16 protein-coding genes are annotated in these 17,372 nt (G+C 68.4%); 7 read left to right on the plus strand and 9 right to left on the minus strand.

The window, feature by feature from the left end; translation table 11 throughout:
* Positions 1-42: 42 nt before the first annotated feature.
* Complete coding sequence (locus M9978_RS17945) at positions 43-1,716, plus strand: DUF8614 domain-containing protein (protein ID WP_254295621.1); 1,674 nt, start codon at positions 43-45, stop codon at positions 1,714-1,716.
* A 138-nt stretch (positions 1,717-1,854) separates the two neighbouring features.
* Positions 1,855-3,315 carry a hypothetical protein gene (locus M9978_RS17950; protein WP_254295623.1) on the plus strand — a complete coding sequence of 487 codons (1,461 nt, stop codon included), beginning with the start codon at positions 1,855-1,857 and terminating at the stop codon, positions 3,313-3,315.
* Here the strand turns inward: M9978_RS17950 and M9978_RS17955 are convergent.
* The gene (locus M9978_RS17955) at positions 3,261-4,451 is read right to left on the minus strand and encodes a glycosyltransferase (protein ID WP_254295625.1); all 1,191 of its coding nucleotides are present in this window, start codon (positions 4,449-4,451) and stop codon (positions 3,261-3,263) included. The two genes, M9978_RS17950 and M9978_RS17955, sit on opposite strands and share 55 nt — an antisense overlap.
* 42 nt (positions 4,452-4,493) lie before the next feature.
* Positions 4,494-5,423: a hypothetical protein gene (locus M9978_RS17960; protein ID WP_254295627.1), complete on the minus strand. Its 930-nt coding sequence runs from the start codon at positions 5,421-5,423 to the stop codon at positions 4,494-4,496.
* 177 nt (positions 5,424-5,600) lie between these two features.
* Between M9978_RS17960 and M9978_RS17965 the strand changes: the two genes are divergently transcribed.
* The gene (locus M9978_RS17965; RefSeq protein ID WP_302054095.1) at positions 5,601-6,704 is read left to right on the plus strand and encodes a glycosyltransferase; all 1,104 of its coding nucleotides are present in this window, start codon (positions 5,601-5,603) and stop codon (positions 6,702-6,704) included.
* On the opposite strand, the gene M9978_RS17970 is transcribed toward M9978_RS17965, so the two are convergent.
* Genes M9978_RS17970 through pyrE form a run of 7 tightly spaced genes read right to left on the minus strand, consistent with a single transcriptional unit; the run spans position 6,689 to position 13,060 of the window.
* The gene (locus tag M9978_RS17970; RefSeq protein ID WP_254295631.1) at positions 6,689-8,722 is read right to left on the minus strand and encodes a TonB-dependent receptor; all 2,034 of its coding nucleotides are present in this window, start codon (positions 8,720-8,722) and stop codon (positions 6,689-6,691) included. The two genes, M9978_RS17965 and M9978_RS17970, sit on opposite strands and share 16 nt — an antisense overlap.
* Complete coding sequence (gene maiA / locus M9978_RS17975) at positions 8,719-9,342, minus strand: maleylacetoacetate isomerase (RefSeq protein WP_254295633.1); 624 nt, start codon at positions 9,340-9,342, stop codon at positions 8,719-8,721. Before maiA ends, M9978_RS17970 begins: the two co-directional genes overlap by 4 nt.
* A complete protein-coding gene (locus tag M9978_RS17980; protein ID WP_254295635.1) occupies positions 9,339-10,463 on the minus strand; it encodes an AI-2E family transporter in 1,125 nt (374 codons plus the stop codon). Before M9978_RS17980 ends, maiA begins: the two co-directional genes overlap by 4 nt.
* A 1-nt stretch (position 10,464) precedes the next feature.
* Positions 10,465-11,319: a signal peptidase I gene (lepB, locus tag M9978_RS17985; protein ID WP_254295637.1), complete on the minus strand. Its 855-nt coding sequence runs from the start codon at positions 11,317-11,319 to the stop codon at positions 10,465-10,467.
* Positions 11,320-11,343: 24 nt separating this feature from the next.
* On the minus strand, positions 11,344-11,754 hold the full coding sequence (gene acpS, locus M9978_RS17990) for a holo-ACP synthase (protein WP_254295639.1): 411 nt from the start codon (positions 11,752-11,754) through the stop codon (positions 11,344-11,346).
* Positions 11,751-12,479 carry a pyridoxine 5'-phosphate synthase gene (locus tag M9978_RS17995; RefSeq protein ID WP_254295641.1) on the minus strand — a complete coding sequence of 243 codons (729 nt, stop codon included), beginning with the start codon at positions 12,477-12,479 and terminating at the stop codon, positions 11,751-11,753. Before M9978_RS17995 ends, acpS begins: the two co-directional genes overlap by 4 nt.
* Entirely contained in the window at positions 12,476-13,060 is a 585-nt protein-coding gene (gene pyrE / locus M9978_RS18000) for an orotate phosphoribosyltransferase (protein WP_254295643.1), read from the minus strand. Before pyrE ends, M9978_RS17995 begins: the two co-directional genes overlap by 4 nt.
* Positions 13,061-13,387: 327 nt before the next feature.
* Here pyrE and coxB point away from each other — a divergent pair, with 327 nt between their 5' ends.
* From coxB to M9978_RS23585, 4 genes are all read left to right on the plus strand, one after another.
* A complete protein-coding gene (gene coxB / locus M9978_RS18005; protein WP_254295770.1) occupies positions 13,388-14,527 on the plus strand; it encodes a cytochrome c oxidase subunit II in 1,140 nt (379 codons plus the stop codon).
* A gap of 1 nt (position 14,528) precedes the next feature.
* Positions 14,529-16,205 carry a cytochrome c oxidase subunit I gene (ctaD, locus tag M9978_RS18010; protein WP_254295646.1) on the plus strand — a complete coding sequence of 559 codons (1,677 nt, stop codon included), beginning with the start codon at positions 14,529-14,531 and terminating at the stop codon, positions 16,203-16,205.
* 108 nt (positions 16,206-16,313) lie between these two features.
* On the plus strand, positions 16,314-17,222 hold the full coding sequence (locus M9978_RS18015; RefSeq protein ID WP_254295648.1) for a heme o synthase: 909 nt from the start codon (positions 16,314-16,316) through the stop codon (positions 17,220-17,222).
* Complete coding sequence (locus tag M9978_RS23585) at positions 17,219-17,365, plus strand: cytochrome c oxidase system small membrane protein (RefSeq protein ID WP_496113654.1); 147 nt, start codon at positions 17,219-17,221, stop codon at positions 17,363-17,365. The genes M9978_RS18015 and M9978_RS23585 overlap by 4 nt, the downstream gene beginning before the upstream one ends.
* Positions 17,366-17,372: the final 7 nt, after the last annotated feature.

Below are 17,372 nucleotides of genomic sequence, written 5' to 3' on the forward strand. Positions count from 1 at the left end.
CCACTGGCTTTAGGTTTCGGCGCAATCGATCTGGAGAGTGATATGCGCAAATCCGTCCTGGCCGCCCTGCTTCTCGCCCCCATGATTCTTGCCGGCGCCGCCTGCAATCAGGCGCCGAGCGCGGGCAACGACACCGCCGCTGCCGCCGAGGGCTACGACCTCGCCGCGCAGAAGACCAAGCTCGCGGTGATCGACATGAAGCCCGATGTGAGCTTCCTGACAGCCGAGGAGCGGCAGGTCGTCAATCTGCTGATCCAGGCGTCGGACGTGATGTCGGCGATCTACCGCAAGCAGCGCGACGCCAACTGGCAGGCGACGCGCGCGGCGATCGCGAAGGACGGCGATGCGCTCAAGCTCGAAATGTACGACCGCTATTTCGGCCCGTGGGACGAGCTTGCCGACAAGCGCGCCTTCTGGGGCGAGGGCACGATGCCGGAGGGCGCGGGCTTCTACCCGGCCGACCTGACGCGCGAGGCGTTCGACGACTATCTCGCGAAGAATCCCGGCGAGAAGACCGCGCTCACCAGCCCCTATACCGTCGTCGTGCGCGACGGCGCGAAGCTCAAGGCGATCCCCTATTCGGTCGCCTACAAGACCGAGCTGACGCAGGCCGCCAAACTGCTCGAACAGGCCGCGGCGATCACCGCCAACCCCAGCCTCAGGAAGTTCCTGAGCCTGCGCGCCAAGGCGTTCCTGACCGACGATTATTTCGAGTCGGAGCTGGCATGGATGGACTTGAAGGACACCCCGATCGAAGTCGCGATCGGCCCCTATGAAGTCTATACCGACCGGCTCCACGGCCAGAAGACCGCCTTCGAGAGCTTCGTGACGCTCAAGGACCCCGAAGAGTCCGCCGCGCTCGACAAGTACAAGCGCTATCTGCGCGACATGGAAGCCAACTTGCCGATCGACGAGAAGCTCAAGAACTTCCAGCGCGGCTTCGAATCGCCGATCGCGGTCGCCGAGCAGATCCGCGGCGGCGGCGACAATGTCCCCGGCGTGCAGACGATCGCCTTCAACCTGCCCAATGACGAGCGCGTGCGCGAAGCCAAGGGCGCGAAGAAGGTGATCCTCTCCAATGTGCTCGGCGCAAAGTACGACCGCATCCTCAGCCCGATGGCGCCGCTGGTGCTGGTGCCCGATCAGGCGAAGCTGGTCGCCAAGAAGTACATGCAGCTCGAAACGCTGTTCCACGAGCTGTCGCACAGCCTCGGGCCGGGGACGATCACCCTTGGCGGCAAGAAGACCACGGTGAGCGAGGTGCTCAAGGATCAGGCCTCGGGGCTCGAAGAGGCCAAGGCCGACGTCATGGGCGCATGGAACATCCTGTTCATGATGCAGAAGGGCGAACTGCCCGCCGCCGAGAAGTCGCAGCTCTTCGCCACCTATCTCGCCGGCACCTTCCGCGCGATGCGCTTCGGGATCGAGGAGGCGCACGGCCAGGGCGCAGCGATGCAATATGGCTATATGAAAGCCAGGGGCGCGTTCGCCTGGGATGCCAAGGCCGGCCGCTACCGCATCGACGACGCCAAGTTCGAAGTCGCGCTGCGCGACTTGCTGCGCGAGATGATCGTGCTCCAGCACAATGGCGACTATGCCGGGGTCAAGGCGTTCATGGCGAAATGGGCCGTGCTCGACGACAACGCCAAAAGCGTGATCGCGTCGATGGGCGCGATCCCGGTCGACATCCGCCCGGTGTACCCCGACAAGGTGTGAGAAATATTGCCCGCCCGTTTACGCGTCACCCCGGCCTTGTGCCGGGGTCCACGGTGCCGCCTGTCCTGTACGCCGGGGTCGAGGGCATCGCTTGCCGCCCGGTGGCCCCCGGCGCAAAGGCCGGGGTGACGGGATAAAGTGACGCTCGCTTCAATTCCCCGCTGGCTGATCCTGCTCCTCGTCGCGCTCGCCGCGCGGGCGATCAGCTTCGGCAATCCGATCCTCCATGTCGACGAGGAGTTCTATTTCACCGCCGCACGCATGATGGCCGAGGGCGCGGTGCCGTTTATCGATGTCTGGGACCGCAAGCCGATCGGCCTGTTCCTGCTTTATGCGCCCGCCGCCGCGCTGGGCTATCCGGCGGGGATCTGGGCCTATCAGGCGCTCGCCTTCGCGTGCCTGTTCGGCACGGCGCTGCTGGCGATGCGGCTCGCCGAGCGGGCCGGCTGGCGGCGCGGCGCGCTCGCGGCGGGGCTCGCTGTCGTGTTGTGGCCCAATCTGATCGACGGTCAGGGCGGGCAGGCGCCGATCTTCTACAATCTGCTGATGATCGCCACCGCGTCGATCATCGCCCCGCGCGCCGGCGCCGAACCTTCCCCCGCGCGGCGCTTTGCCGAAGGCATGGCGGCGATGGCGCTGGTCGGCTTCACGCTGCAGATCAAATATTCGGCGGTGTTCGAAGGATTGTTCTTCGGGCTGTGGCTGTTGTGGCGCGAATGGCGGCTGGGCACGCCGCTGCTGCGCATCGCGCTGATCGCGGTGCCGCTGGCGGGAATCGCGCTCGCACCCACCGCGGCCGCCTGGGCGGCCTATGCCGCGATGGGGCAGAGCGAGGCCTGGCTCTACGCCAATTTCTGGTCGATTCTCGGCCGCCAGACCGATCCCTGGTTGCACCAGCTCAGCAATTTCGTGGTGCTGACGCTGATCACCTCGCCGCTGGTCGCGATGGCGTGGCTGTCGCGCCGCCAGCTGAGCGGCGCGCGCGCACAGCGTGCGATGGCCGAGTTCCTGTTCATCTGGGCTGCCGTCGCATTGGCGGGCGTGATCGTGTTCGGCTCCTGGTTCAATCACTACGCCTTGCCGTTGATTCCCCCGCTCGCGGCGTGCGCCGCCGGCTTCCTCGGCCAATATCGCCGCTTCGCGATCGGCCTGATGCTGCTCGCCTTCGCCGGCGGGACGGCCACGCTGATCGTCAAGCGCTACGAGCGCGGCACGCCCGCCGAGATCGCCGCCGTCGCGCGCGCGATCGGGCGCGGCCCCGGCTGCCTCCATGTCTATTCGGGCACGACGATGCTCTATCCGATGACTGGCCGCTGCGCCGTCACGCGCTGGATCTTCCCCAGCCACCTCAACCGCGACCGCGAGCGCGGCGCGGTCGGCGTCGATCAGCTCGCCGAGCTCGACCGCATCCTCGCGCGCCGTCCCGAATGGGTAGTGATGCGCAAGCCCTATCGCGGCGAGCTGCCCGAGGCCCGGGCGCGAATGACCGCCGGGCTGGCGCGCGGCTATCGCCTCGAAACGACGCTGCCGGTGGGCAAGGACCGCTATGCGCTCTGGCGCATCCGCCCGGCGTCGCGTTCGGCGATCAGCCGCGAATAGAGCTCGATCAGCGCGACCGCATGGTCGCGGTCGGACAGCACCTGCCCCGCCGCATGCCGCGCCGCCGCGCGCAGGATCGGCTGGTCGCGCGCGAACAGCCGCCGGATCGCATCGGCGCAATCGCGCGGATCGCCGCCGCGATAGGTCTCGGCGAACAGCGGATCGGCGACCTCGGCGCAGCCGCCGTCATCGGGCACGATCAGCGGCAGCCCCGACGCCAGCGCTTCCGACGCGACCAGCCCGAACGGCTCCTGGTCCGACCCGTGGATGAAGGCGTCGGCGCTGGCGAGGATGCGGCAGAAGCGCTCGCGGTCATAGACCGGGCGGAACAGCCGGATATGCTGGTTGCCCGCGATCTGCCGCTCGAGCTGCTTGCGCTGCATGCCGTCGCCGAGCAGCATCAGCCCGACCGGCAGGTCGGCGCCGGCGCGCTCCACCGCCTCGATCACGGTCGGCCAGCGCTTCTCCCAATTGTGCCGGCCGAGTCCGATCAGCAAATGCCCGTCGGGCGGCAGGTCGAGTTGCGCCAGCATCGACGCGCGCAATTTCTCGTCGCGCAAATCGGGCGAGAAATGGCCGCGGTCGATCCCCAGCGGCATCGCCGCATCGACTCGCGTGCCGCGCCGGGCATAGCGTTTCGCCAGCGCCGGGCCGTTGGTCACGAACGCGTCGAACATGGTCAGGAAGCGGTTGAAGTAGCGCGAATACCAAGCGAACATCGCCTCGATCCGCGGCACGCTCGCCAGCCCGTCGAACAAGCGATAGCCATAGGCGCCGATATTGTCGTTGTGCGCGAAGAACACCTTGAGCGCGTCGCTCTGCCAGCGCCCGATCACCCAGGGCGGGCGCCAGGGCGAGCTGATCTCGACCACATCGGGCGCGAGATCGTCGAGCAGCTGGACCACCGGCGTCATGTCGCGGAACAGCCAGTAATTGCGGTCGAGGATCAGCGGCGGCGACTTGACCCAATAGATTCGCCCCCCATCGGGGCGGTCCTCGATCCGGTCCTCATCGAACGGCGCGATCACGATCAGCTCGTGACCCAGTTCGGCCATGATCCGCATCTTGCGGTCGAGATAGGTCCGCACGCCGCCGCCGGTCGGCGAATAATATTCGTTGACGTCGACGATCCGCATGCGCGTGCTTCTACTCGCGTGACCCGGACGGCGCAAAGCGCGTCACAGGTCCTTCCTGACCAGGCTCGCCAGCGCGAAGCCCGCGATCAGCACGACATGCGCCAGCAGCGTGAGTGCGGCGATGAACGCCATCAGGTCGGACACCGCCAGTCCCTGGCCGATCAGCAGGATCGCGACATTGGCGAACAGCACGTCCTTGGCCGGCACGAACGGCAGGCGCGAGACCAGCAGGCGCGCGGCGGCGAGCATCATCCACATGCCGAGCGACACGCCCGGCAGCGCGAAATGCCAGGCGAGCGCGACGAACAGCGACCCGCCGACCAGACGCACGCAATGCGCGCCGAAGATCCACCACAAGTCGCTGCGTATCAGCGAGAAGACCCGGCGCGAGAAGACGAGGAACGGCAGCGACATCACCACCATCACGCCCGCCGAGATCAGCCCGGCCTTGAACTGCGCCGGGGTCAGCAGCTCGGCCGCGGTCGGCAATGCGATGGCGAGCGTCAGCAGCGTGACGGCATTGCCGGCCATTGCCGACAGGATCGTCACGTCCTTCACCGCGCCGAACGGCGCCGCCACCATCTTGGTGCGCTGGCGCGCCCAGGCATAGAAATAGGCCTCACCCGAATAGCCAAGCACGACGTCGTTCGCGATCCGCTTGCGGTGCAGCGCGACCATGCCGGTCGGCGGAATCCGCCACAGCCGCCGGAAAATGACATAGTCCATGGTCGGCGGCAGGAAATACATCGCCGCGAAGAACAGGTAGAAGATCCAACTGCCCGGCGCGGTCTGGGTCAGCCCGGTCAGCCCCTTGTCGAACAGTTCGACGCCGAGGCCGACGATCATCAGCAGCGACAGCACGGCGCCGAGCAACGCCGGCCAGCGGCGCTTGATCGTCTCGATCGGCTCGAGCCCGGCGAGCTCGCCGGCACCGGGGAGCGGCGCGACCGGATCGGCGACTGACGTGTTCATCGAAGCCTGCGCTCCCGGTAGTTCGACATAGGCCAATACGACGCCCTCTTCCGGGAACATCCCCGACCGCAGACAACGCGCGGCAGGCGGCATTCACTTCAACGCCCCGCCGCATCGCAACAGAATGCGGTTTCTTCGCGGGGCGATTTGGGCTTTAGCATGGCAAGCTGCAACCCCATGTCGCAACGATACCGGAACGATTTGCCTCACGCCGCCCATATTCTGAGTTTTGCTCAAACGCTTAACGGTGGTGGCGTCGAACGCGCGATGTTGCGGATGGCGGCGGGCTGGGCACAAGCCGGACGCCGCGTGACGCTGGTGGTCGGTGATGCGAGCGGCGCGCTGGCGCACGAGCTGCCGCCCGGCGTCGAGCTGCGTGAGCTGCACGACGCCCGCTATCGCGCCTTTCACCGGCTGCCCGGGATCGTGCGCGAACTGGCGCCCGACATCGTCTTCTGTCCCGGCAATCACTATACCGCCGCCGCCGTCTGGCTGTGGTGGCAGCTCGGCAAGGCAGGACCGCCGATCGTCGGCAAGGTCTCGAACACGCTGGTCCGGCCCGATCTGCCGCGCGGCCTCGGTCTCGCCTACCGCATCTGGCTGCGGCTGCACCCGCGCTTCCTCGACACGGTGGTGGCGATGACCCCGGCGATGGCCGGCGAGGCGATGGGCGCGATGGGGCTGCCCCCCGGCCGGGTCCATGTGATTCCCAACCCGCCCGCGCTGCCGATCCCGGGCGCGCCGCCGCCGCCGATGCCCGAGGGCCGCTTCGTGCTCGGCGTCGGGCGGCTGGTCCCGCAAAAGCGCTGGGACCGGCTGATCGAGGCGATCCCGCGGCTGCACGACCCCGACGTCAAGCTGCTGCTGCTCGGCGAAGGCGAAGAACGTCCGGCGCTCGAGCGGCTGATCGAGCGATCGGGCCTCACCGGCCGCGTGCTGCTGCCCGGCCATGCGCCCGACCCGCTGCCCGCGATCGCGCGCGCTGCGGTGGTCGCGCTGACCTCCGAATTCGAGGGCGTGCCCGGCGTGCTGCGCGAGGCGGTCGAGCTCGGCACCCCCGCCGTCGCCACCGAATCGAGCGTCGCGATCCACGAGCTGCTCGATTCGCCCACGCGCGGCACGATCGTCCCGCCCGGCGACCGCGCGCGGCTGGTCGGCGCGCTCAACCACTGGCTCGCCCCCGGCCGCAAGCGTCCCCAACCGCGCGTCGCGGCCGGACTGGAGCCGGTGGCGGCTTATCTCGACCTGTTCGACCGCCTGGCCGCTCAGCGCATCCGGTAGCGCACGCCAAGCCACAGGGTGCGCGGCGCGGCGCGCTCCACGATATCGCCGCCGCTGATCGCCGTCTCGACTCGCGCATCGCCCAGATTCTCGCCACGCAGCTCGACGGCCAGCGACGTCGTCACCGGCACCGCGGCGCGCGCGTCGAGCGTGAACGCCTCGGCCAGCCGCCGTGCATTCTGATCGTCCTCGAACTGCGGCCCGGCATAGCGCCCGGTCAGCGACAGCATCAGGCCGTCCTGCCCCCAGCCCAGCGTCGCCGAGCCCTGATGCCGCGGGGTCTGCGCAGGCCGCAGCCCGTCGAGCGCCGCCGCCGCGCCCGATGCCTCGACTCGCGCATCGGTGAACGCCCAGGATGCGCTCGCCACCCACGCCCCCGCGCGCCAGCGCAGGTCGAGCTCGGCGCCCCGCGCCACCACCGCATCGAGATTGAGGCGCTGGCGATACGCGCCGCCCGCCGCGACGAAGCCGACGCCGGGAAAGGTGCCCGGCCCGGTGCCCAGCGTGACGTTGCCGATCGCTCCGCCGATACGATTCCAATAGACGGTGCCGCGCAGGCTCAGGCCCGCGCCGGGCGCAAGGTCGATGCCCGCCTCGACGCCGCGCAGCCGTTCGGGATCGAGCAGCGGGTTGGCGGCGGTCGCATCCGCGCCGGCGCGAAACGGCCGATAGAGTTCGTTGAGCGTCGGCAGCCGCCAGCCGCTATACGCCGCCGCGCGCAGCGACAGCGCCGGCGCCAGCTTGACCGCCAGCCCGGCACGGCCGCTCGTTTCCCAGCCGCTGCGGTCGGCGAAGCGCGCATTGGTGAGCGGCGCCCCGCCCGCCAGCGGGACTTCGAACAGCGACCCTTCATCGATGCCCCAGCGATCGACGCGTCCGCCCGCGCTCAGCGTCAGCGGCCCGCGCGCCACGCTCAGATCGGCGAACAGGCCGCCGGTCCGCGTCTCGCCGCCCGCGATACGCCGCCGCGTCGGGCTGCCCGCGACATAGCTGAACAGCTCGCGCGTGCGCCCGGCGGTGTGGCGCAGATCGCCGCCGAGCCGCAGCGTCATGCCCTCGCCCAGCGGCGGCGCCACCTCCAGCCGCGCACCCGCGCCGGTCGCCGGGACATGCTGGTCGAGCGTCGCGCTCGCCGCCGTGCGCACCGCGTTCACGCTGGCGAACCCGCTCGAAAAATCGCGATGTTGCAGATAGGCCAGCGCCGACCAGTCCCAGCGCCCGCGCCCGACCAGCCGCACGCTGGCGTCGGCGCCACGGCTGCGCACGTCGGTGAACGCCGTCCCGCGCTCGCGCGCATCGGTGAACCCCGTCACACTCGACTGCAGCTCGACGCCCGCGGCCACCGGCACCACCGCGCGCACCGCGAGCGACGCCTGCTCATAAGGCGCGGCGCGATCCGCCGGTCCACGATCCTCCGCGACGATCGGCACGAAGCCGTCGCCGCGCGCATACTGCCCGGCCACCGTCAGCGCGCCTGCGCCGAGCCGCAGCCCGCTCGTCCCGACCAGATCGATCGAGCCGCGGCTGCCGTAGAACCCGGTCAGCGCCAGCGGCCCGAGCAATTCCGGCCCGGCGCTGGTCAGCTCGACCGTCCCGGCCAGCGCACCCGCGCCGTGATAGCCGCTGCCCCCGCCGCGCGTCACGCGCACGCCGGCAAGGCGCTCGGGCAGATAGGCCGGGAACGCCACCCAGCCGCCGAACGGGTCGGCCTGCGGCACGCCGTCGAGCAGCAGCAGCGCGCGGCTCGACGCGTTGCCGCCCAGCCCGCGCAAAGTGATCCCCTGCGCCGTGGGATGCGCCGATCGCGAATCGGCGCGGCGAAACTGCGCCGCCCCCGCCGCGTCGCGCAGCACGTCCTCGAACCGTCCGCTGGCGGTGCCCGTCAGCCGCTCGCGGCCGATCTCGGTCACGGCGTAGGCCGCCTCGCCCGGCGGCGCGTCGAGCCCCTGCCCGGTCACCACGATCTCCTGGGCGGCGGCGGGGACGGTAAGGATCAGCAGGGCCGCAACGGCCCTCATTCGGGCTTGCTCCGCTCGGGACTTGCCGCCGCGAACACCTCCAGCGCGCACGCCGCGGCATCCGCGGCGACCAGCTTTGGATAGGCGTCGAGCGGCAATTCGAACCGGCGCGCATTGTACATTTGCGGCACCAGCAGCACGTCGGCGATCCCGGGCGTGTCGCCGCCGAGGAAGCGACCGTCGCCCGCCATCGCCTCGAGCGCCGCGAACCCTTCGGCGATCCAGTGCCGGTACCAGTCGTCGCGTTCGGATTCCTCGACGCCCAACTGCTTGAGCCGCTTGAGCACCCGCAGATTGTTGAGCGGATGGATGTCGGCGGCGATCGCCAGCGCCTGCGCCATCGCCGCTGCTCGGGCCAGCGGATCGGCGGGGATCAGCCGCGGCTCGGGCCAGGCCGAATCGAGCCATTCGATGATCGCCAGACTCTGCGTCAGGACGGTACCGCCACCGATATCGAGCGCCGGGACCAGTCCCTGCGGGTTGCGCGCGAGATGCGCCTCCGAACGCTGCGCGCCTTCGAGCAGATGCACCTCGACGCGTTCATACGCCACGCCCTTGAGGTTGAGCGCGATGCGCACGCGATACGCCGCCGACGAGCGGAAATAGTCGTAGAGGATCATGCGGGCTTCGCTCGCGCGGGCCGCGCGGGCCGCACCGGCTGCGGATCGTCCTGCGGGTCCGGCCCCATCCCCGCCTCGACCGCCTGCTCCGACTTGCGCTCGAGCGCGACCTTGATCATCGCCACGATCGGATCGGCCAGCGCGAGGCCCAGAAAGCCGAACAAGGTGCTCGCCAGAATCTGCGACGACACGGTCAGCGCCGGCGGCATGTCGACCGTGTGCTTCGCCACCAGCGGCAGCAGCACATAGCCATCGAAGGTCTGCACCCCGAAATAGATCATGATCGCCCAGAAGCCCTCGGTCGGCCCGGCGCTGAAGCCGACCGCGACCATCAGTACGCCCGAGATGAACGCGCCGATATTGGGGATGAAGGCGAGGATGCCGGTGAGAATGCCGAGCAGCAGCGCCATCGGCACGCCCGCGATCGACAGCAGGATCCAGGTCAATATGCCCTCGAACACCATGCCCGCCAATCGCCCGGCGAGCAGGATTCGCATCGTCCGTCCCATCCGCGTCAGCGTGATCGCGAACTGGCCGCGCGATTCCATCGGGACCATCCATTGCAGCCCGCGCTCATAGATGCGCGGCTCCATCGCCACGAACAGCCCGATCACCAGCACCAGGAAGAAGCTGCCCAGCGCACCGAGCGCGCCGCCGATGAACGAGGTCACCCGCCCGACGCTGCCCAGCGCCTGCTGCGCCAGCCCCTTGAGATCGGCGGCCTGCGGCATCACGCCGAGCTGGGTGAGCCAGGCCGACAGCCGGTTCGCCTGCGTCTCAAGCGTTACGCGCAACTGCTCGGCCTGCGCCGCGATCTCGACGCCGGTGAGATAGATCACCCCGCCGATGAACGCGATCACCAGGCAAACGACGATCAGCAGCGCGAGGCCGCGCGGCATCGGCAGGTAACGCCGGATCAGCCGCGCCCCGCCGTCGAGCATCGACGCGACCACGAGTCCCGCGAAGATCAGCAGCAGCGGCTGGATCAGCAGCACCACCAGCGCCACCGCGATCGCCAGCCCGAACCACACCGACGCACGGCGCAGCTCGGCGCGCATCATCGGGTCGCGCATCTCGTTGGGGCCCGGCTCCTGCACGACCGACACGCGTTCCTTCGCCATCTTATTCTCCGGTGTTGTCGGGATGCAGCGAGTTGCCCGCGCGGCCCGAACGGAACGAGCCGAACCAGCTCAACGGGTTCCAGCTCGCCGAGCCGTCGAGGCTGAAGGTGATGAACTCCGCGCGCCCGCCGAGATTCTCGATCGGCACCGGCCCGCCCAACCCCTGCTCGGCGATGCTCATGCGGCTGTCGGCGCTGTTGTCGCGATTGTCGCCCATCAGCCAGACATGCCCTGCGGGAATCCGCACCGGCGTGAAATTGTCGCTGGTCATCGGGCCGATATCGATCGTGTCGTAGCTCTTCCCGTTGGGCAGCGTCTCGCGCACGATCTCGACATTGCACACCGCCGCCCCCGCCGCGTCGCGGGCAAGCGCGCCGGGATAGTGCGCCGGATCGCATTGCAGATTGCCGTCGACCTTGAGCGCGCGCGCGCCCAGCCGCTCGCGCTTCACCTGCTGCCCGTTGATGTAGAGGATGCCGCCATGCATCTCGACCGTCTCGCCGGGCAGGCCGATCACGCGCTTGATATAATCGGTGCGCGCGTCGGTCGGGGTGACGATCACGATGTCGCCGCGCTCGGGCAGGCTGCCGAACAGCCGCCCGTGCATGAACGGCAGCACATGGAAGGTCGGGGTGACATAGGAATAGCCATAGGGATATTTCGTCACCACCAGCCGGTCGCCGACCAGCAGCGACGGCATCATCGATTCGGACGGGATGTAGAAGGGCTTGGCGACCAGGCTGTGGAAGCCGAGCACGGCGAGCACCAGCCAGAAGATGCCGCGGGCCTCGCCCCACCAGTCGGTGCCGCGCGTCGGGGCGCCCTCGTCACTCGTCAACGCCAGTTCCTCGGCCACGCCACCTCGCTCAACTCGTCTCGCTCATGCCGCCGCTTCCGGCAGCGCCTCGATCACCACCAGCGCCTGCGCCCAGGGATGATCGTCGGTCAGCGTCAGATGCATCCTGACGACGTGACCCGCGGGCACCATGCCGTCAAGCCGCGCCTTGGCCCCGCCAGTCAGCGCCAGCGTCGGCGCACCCGACGGCGCGTTGACCACGCCGATGTCGCGCATGAACACGCCAGCCTTGAATCCGGTCCCGACCGCCTTGGAAAAAGCTTCCTTGGCGGCAAAGCGCTTGGCCAGCGTCGCAGCATAGTTGAGTGGCCGCCTTTTGGCCTTGGCCAGCTCTAAATCGGTGAACACACGGCGCTCGAACCGCGCCCCGAACCGATCGAGCGAATTCTGGATCCGCTCGATATTGCAGAGGTCCGAGCCGATCCCGATGATCACCGCGCCTCATCCATCAGCGCGCGCATCCGCTTCACCACCGGCCCCAGCCCGTCGAAGATCGCCTCGCCGATCAGGAAATGCCCGATATTGAGCTCGCGAATCTGCGGGATCGCCGCGATCGGCACGACATTGTCGAAGGTCAGGCCGTGCCCGGCATGCACCTCGATCCCATTCTTCGCCGCCAGCGCCGCGGCGTCGGCGATGCGGCGCAGCTCGGCCACCTGCGCCTCGCCGTCCAGCTCGCAATAGCGCCCGGTGTGCAGCTCGACCACTGGCGCGCCCAGCCGCAGCGCCGCCTCGATCTGCGCCGGATCGGGCTCGATGAACAGCGACACGCGGATGTTCGCGCCGCGCAGCTCGGCACACATCGGCGCCAGCAGATTGTGCTGCCCGGCCGCATCGAGCCCGCCCTCGGTCGTGCGCTCCTCGCGCTTCTCCGGCACGATGCACGCCGCATGCGGGCGGTGGCGTAGCGCGATGCCGAGCATCTCCTCGGTCGCCGCCATTTCGAGGTTGAGGGGCACCGGCAACTCGCCGGACAGCCGCGCGATATCCGCGTCGGTGATGTGCCGCCGGTCCTCGCGCAGATGCGCGGTGATCCCGTCCGCGCCATGCTCAGCCGCCAGCAGCGCCGCCCGCACCGGATCGGGATAGCCGCTGCCGCGCGCGTTGCGCACGGTCGCGACGTGATCGATGTTCACGCCAAGGCGGAGTTCATTCGTCACGCTGCCACCCGGCTCCCCGGCTTGATCGCGGGAATCGCCGCCAGCTCGGGCGGCAGCGAATCGGCCTCATAGCTCGGCACGTCGAGCCGGATCAGCGGGAAGAACGGCACGCCGAGATCGGCGGTCCCGTTCGAACGATCGACCAGGCTCGCCGCCGCGATCACCTCGCCGCCCGCCTCGGCAATCGCCTTCATCGCCTCGCGCGACGAGAGGCCGGTGGTGACGACGTCCTCCATCATCAGCACCTGCTGTCCCGGCTCAAGCCGGAAGCCGCGCCGCAGCTCGAAAATGCCCGCAGGCCGCTCGACGAACATCGCGTCGACGTCGAGCGCGCGCGCCACTTCCTGCCCGGCGATCACCCCGCCCATCGCCGGCGAGACCACCGCGCTGATCCGTGCGCGCAGTTCGGCGGGGATTTTCGCCGCCACCGCCGCCGCCAGCCGTCCGGCGCGCGCCGGATTCATCAGCACCCGCGCGCATTGCAGATAGCGCGGGCTGCGCAGCCCGGACGAGAGAATGAAATGGCCTTCGAGCAGCGCTTCCGCCGCGCGGAATTCGTCCAGAACCTCGTCGTCGGTCATCGCGCAATGTGGCTCCCTGTTTGTCCCACCGCATCTAGGCCCGCGCGAGTCGCCCCGCAACCGGCGCTTATGAAAGCCGCACCAGCCCGTTCCCCCACCCGGCCACCCAACGCCAGTATCCTATGGGTGGCCGGGTGGGGGAGCGGGCTGGTGCGGCACCTATACCAAAAAGAACCCGGACAAGCTTGAGACACGCGATCTTGCTGCTATAGGCGGCGTCCAACGGGCAAATTGCGCCCGCGCGACCGGAGACCCGGCGCCCCCCGCACGTCATGGCAACATGAATGGGGTGAAGTTGGAAACATGGGGTTGAACGACAAGATGCGCATGCATGGATTGAAGGCGATCGTCCTGGCCGCTGGCCTCGCGCTCGCCGGGGGCATGGCTCAGGCCCAGGCGCCGGTGGCACCGGCAGCCGAAGCGCCCAAGGCACCCGCGCCGGTCGCGGTCGAATCGCCGGCAGCCGCCGCGACTCCGGGCACTGCCCCGGCCGCCGCGCCCGCCGCAGCGACGCCCGCCGACCCGCTGCTCAATGCGGACGGCACGCACAAGAACGGCCCGACCCCGGGCGTCGGCCTCCCCGTCGACCAGCGCATCGGCATCCAGCCGCAGGTGACCAAGCTCGGCCAGAGCGCGGCGCATTTCCACAACTGGATCCTGCTGCCGATCATCTTCGCGGTGTCGATTTTCGTGCTGGTCCTCCTGGCCTGGACGATCGTGCGTTTCCGCCGCAAGGCCAACCCGACCCCGTCCAAGACCGCCCACAACACGGCGATCGAGATCATCTGGACCGTGGTTCCGGTGCTGATCCTCGCCTTCATCGCCTGGCCGTCGATCTCGCTGCTGGCCAAGCAGTTCAAGCCGGCGCCCGATAACGCCGTGACGATCAAGGCGATCGGCAACCAGTGGTACTGGTCGTACGAATATCCCGATCATGGCGGCATCGCGATCACCGCCAACATGCTCAAGGAAAAGGATCAGGTCGCAGCCAGCGCGCGCTTCCGCACCGATGTCGACGGTCCGCGCCTGCTCGCCGCCGACAACCGCATCGTCGTGCCGGTCGGCGTGCCCGTGCGCCTGATCGCCACCGCCAACGACGTGATCCACAGCTGGGCGATCCCGGCCTTCTGGATCAAGATCGACGCCGTGCCGGGCCGCCTCAACGAGACCAGCTTCACCGTCGACAAGCCGGGCGTCTATTTCGGCCAGTGCTCCGAACTGTGCGGCGCGCGTCACGCCTATATGCCGATCGTGGTCGAAGCGGTCGAACCCGCCGTCTTCGCCCAGTGGATCGCGGCCAAGGGCGGCAAGATGCCCGAACCCAACAAGCCGTCGGCCGCCGCGCCGGCGCAGCCGGGCAGCGACGCCGCCGACAATGCCACGGCGGAAGACGAGGACGGCCTCGTCAACGCGATCGTCGAGCCCGCGACCACCAATCAAGCCGCCACCGGCAACACGGACAATTGAGATGACCGACGCTGCACGCGACGCACACGCCTTCACGGCGCATGACCACCATCACCATGATGCCGATCACAAGCCCGGCTTCTTTGCGCGCTGGTTCCTGTCGACCAACCACAAGGACATCGGCACGCTGTACCTGATCTTCGCGATCCTCGCGGGAATCATCGGCGGCGGCATTTCGGGCATCATGCGGCTCGAGCTGGCGGAGCCCGGCATCCAGCATCTCGGCTATATCTCAGAATGGGTGCATGGCGGCCCGCAGACCTTCGACGAGGCCCAGCATTTCTGGAACGTGCTGATCACCGCGCACGGCCTGATCATGGTCTTCTTCATGGTCATGCCGGCGATGATCGGCGGCTTCGGCAACTGGTTCGTGCCGATCATGATCGGCGCGCCGGACATGGCGTTCCCGCGCATGAACAACCTGTCCTTCTGGCTGCTCGTGCCCGCCTTCACCTTGCTACTCGCCTCGCCCTTCGTCGGCGGCGGCGCGGGCGTGGGCTGGACCGTCTATGCCCCGCTCTCGACCTATGGCGAGACCGGGCCGAGCGTGGACATGGCGATTCTCTCGCTGCACCTTGCGGGCGCATCGTCGATCCTCGGCGCGATCAACTTCATCACCACCATCTTCAACATGCGCGCGCCGGGCATGACCCTGCACAAGATGCCGCTGTTCGTGTGGTCGGTGCTGATCACCGCCTTCCTGCTGCTGCTGGCGCTGCCGGTGCTGGCTGCCGCCATCACCATGCTGCTCACCGACCGCAATTTCGGCACGACCTTCTATGATCCGGCCGGCGGCGGCGATCCGGTGCTCTACCAGCATCTGTTCTGGTTCTTCGGCCACCCCGAAGTGTACATCATGATCCTGCCGGGCTTCGGCATCGTCAGCCAGATCGTCTCGACCTTCAGCCGCAAGCCGGTGTTCGGCTATCTCGGCATGGCCTATGCCATGGTCGCGATCGGCGTGGTCGGCTTCGTCGTGTGGGCGCATCACATGTTCACCACCGGCATGAGCGTGAACGTGAAGATGTACTTCACCGCCGCGACGATGATCATCGCGGTGCCGACCGGCATCAAGATCTTCTCGTGGATCGCGACGATGTGGGGCGGCTCGATGAGCTTCAAGACCCCGATGCTGTGGGCGATCGGCTTCATCTTCCTGTTCACCGTGGGCGGCGTCACCGGCGTCGTGCTCGCGAACGGCGGCGTCGACGATTACATGCACGACACCTACTACGTCGTCGCGCACTTCCACTATGTGCTCTCGCTGGGCGCGGTGTTCGGGCTGTTCGCCGGCTTCTACTACTGGTTCCCGAAGATGTCGGGCCGGATGTACAACGAGCTGCTCGGCCAGCTGCACTTCTGGGTGTTCTTCATCGGCGTGAACGTGCTGTTCTTCCCGCAGCACTTCCTCGGCCTGCAGGGCATGCCGCGCCGCTACCCCGACTATCCGGACGCCTTTGCGTACTGGAACGAGATTTCGAGCTGGGGCTATGCGATCATGCTGGCCGGTATGGCGATCTTCTTCGTCAACCTGTTCTGGTCGCTGTTCGCGGGCAAGAAGGCCGAGGGCAATCCGTGGGGCGAGGGCGCGACGACGCTCGAATGGACCCTGTCCAGCCCGCCGCCCTTCCACCAGTTCGAGACGCTCCCGGTGATCGACGACGACGATCGCCACTGAGCCGGCTCAACGCTGAAACCGAGACGCCCCGGGGGAAACTCCGGGGCGTTTTCGTTTCGCCGCGCCGCCCTTCCCCCGCGCGTCAACCCGGCCTATAGGCGCGGCGCAATGTCCGTCGCCAACCACAGCCTGATCCTGCCCGCCGACTGGCGCGACTTCCTCGCGCTGACCAAGCCGCGCGTGATGACGCTCGTCGTGTTCACCGGGCTGTGCGGCCTGCTCGCCGCGCCGGTGCCGATCCACCCGGTGCTGGGCTTCACCGCGATCCTGTGCATCGCCCTGGGCGCGGGCGCGGCGGCGACGCTCAACCAATGGTATGAGGCGGACCTCGACGCCAAGATGAAGCGCACCGCCAGCCGGCCGCTCCCCGCCGGGCGCATGGACAAGCAGTCCGCGCTGCATTTCGGCGTCGGCGTCGGCGCGCTGTCGGTGATCCTGATGGGGCTCGCGGTCAATTACGCCGCGGCCGCGATCCTGCTCGTCTCGATCCTGTTCTACGTCCTCATCTACACCGTCTGGCTCAAGCGCCGCACCCCGCAGAACATCGTCATCGGCGGCGCGGCCGGCGCCTTTCCGCCGCTGATCGGCTGGGCCGCGGCGACCGGCGACGTCGCAATGCTGCCGTTCCTGCTGTTCATGCTGATCTTTCTGTGGACGCCGCCGCATTTCTGGGCGCTCGCGCTGTTCGTGAAGACCGATTACGCCAATGCCGGGGTGCCGATGCTGCCCGTGGTCGCGGGCGAGAAGAACACGCGCATCCAGATTGGCCTCTACACGATACCGATGGCGATCGCCGCAATCGCGCCCTGGCCGCTCGGCCTGACCGGCGCGCTCTATGGCGTCACCGCGAGCGTCCTGACATTGGTCTTCGCCGCGCTGGTGCTGCAGGTGGCGACGCGCATGGCGGGCAATGACGACGCGATGAAGCCTGAGAAACGGCTGTTCGCCTTCTCGATACTCTATCTGTTCATCCTGTTCGGCGCGGTGGCCGCCGACCGCTGGATCGCAACCGCATGACCCCTGAAGAACAAGACCTCGTCCGCGCCCGGCAAAAGTCGCGCGCGCGCATCATGGCGCTGCTGCTGCTCGCCTTCGTGATTCTGGTCTTCGCGATCAGCATCGTGAAGATCCAGTCCGGTATGCCCCTGCGCGCGACATGAGCGCGCG

The organism is Sphingomonas tagetis (genome assembly GCF_024211275.1).
GTDB lineage: Bacteria > Pseudomonadota > Alphaproteobacteria > Sphingomonadales > Sphingomonadaceae > Sphingomonas > Sphingomonas tagetis.

What these genes read in the sequence shown, in the direction of transcription:
- ctaD (WP_254295646.1), top strand. Translation starts at nt 14,529, where the DNA reads ATGACCGACGCTGCACGCGACGCACACGCCTTCACGGCGCATGACCAC.
- maiA (WP_254295633.1), bottom strand. Translation starts at nt 9,342, where the DNA reads ATGATCCTCTACGACTATTTCCGCTCGTCGGCGGCGTATCGCGTGCGC.
- M9978_RS17960 (WP_254295627.1), bottom strand. Translation starts at nt 5,423, where the DNA reads ATGAACACGTCAGTCGCCGATCCGGTCGCGCCGCTCCCCGGTGCCGGC.
- M9978_RS18015 (WP_254295648.1), top strand. Translation starts at nt 16,314, where the DNA reads ATGTCCGTCGCCAACCACAGCCTGATCCTGCCCGCCGACTGGCGCGAC.
- M9978_RS17945 (WP_254295621.1), top strand. Translation starts at nt 43, where the DNA reads ATGCGCAAATCCGTCCTGGCCGCCCTGCTTCTCGCCCCCATGATTCTT.
- M9978_RS23585 (WP_496113654.1), top strand. Translation starts at nt 17,219, where the DNA reads ATGACCCCTGAAGAACAAGACCTCGTCCGCGCCCGGCAAAAGTCGCGC.
- M9978_RS17955 (WP_254295625.1), bottom strand. Translation starts at nt 4,451, where the DNA reads ATGCGGATCGTCGACGTCAACGAATATTATTCGCCGACCGGCGGCGGC.
- pyrE (WP_254295643.1), bottom strand. Translation starts at nt 13,060, where the DNA reads ATGACCGACGACGAGGTTCTGGACGAATTCCGCGCGGCGGAAGCGCTG.
- M9978_RS17965 (WP_302054095.1), top strand. Translation starts at nt 5,601, where the DNA reads ATGTCGCAACGATACCGGAACGATTTGCCTCACGCCGCCCATATTCTG.
- coxB (WP_254295770.1), top strand. Translation starts at nt 13,388, where the DNA reads ATGCATGGATTGAAGGCGATCGTCCTGGCCGCTGGCCTCGCGCTCGCC.
- M9978_RS17980 (WP_254295635.1), bottom strand. Translation starts at nt 10,463, where the DNA reads ATGGCGAAGGAACGCGTGTCGGTCGTGCAGGAGCCGGGCCCCAACGAG.
- M9978_RS17970 (WP_254295631.1), bottom strand. Translation starts at nt 8,722, where the DNA reads ATGAGGGCCGTTGCGGCCCTGCTGATCCTTACCGTCCCCGCCGCCGCC.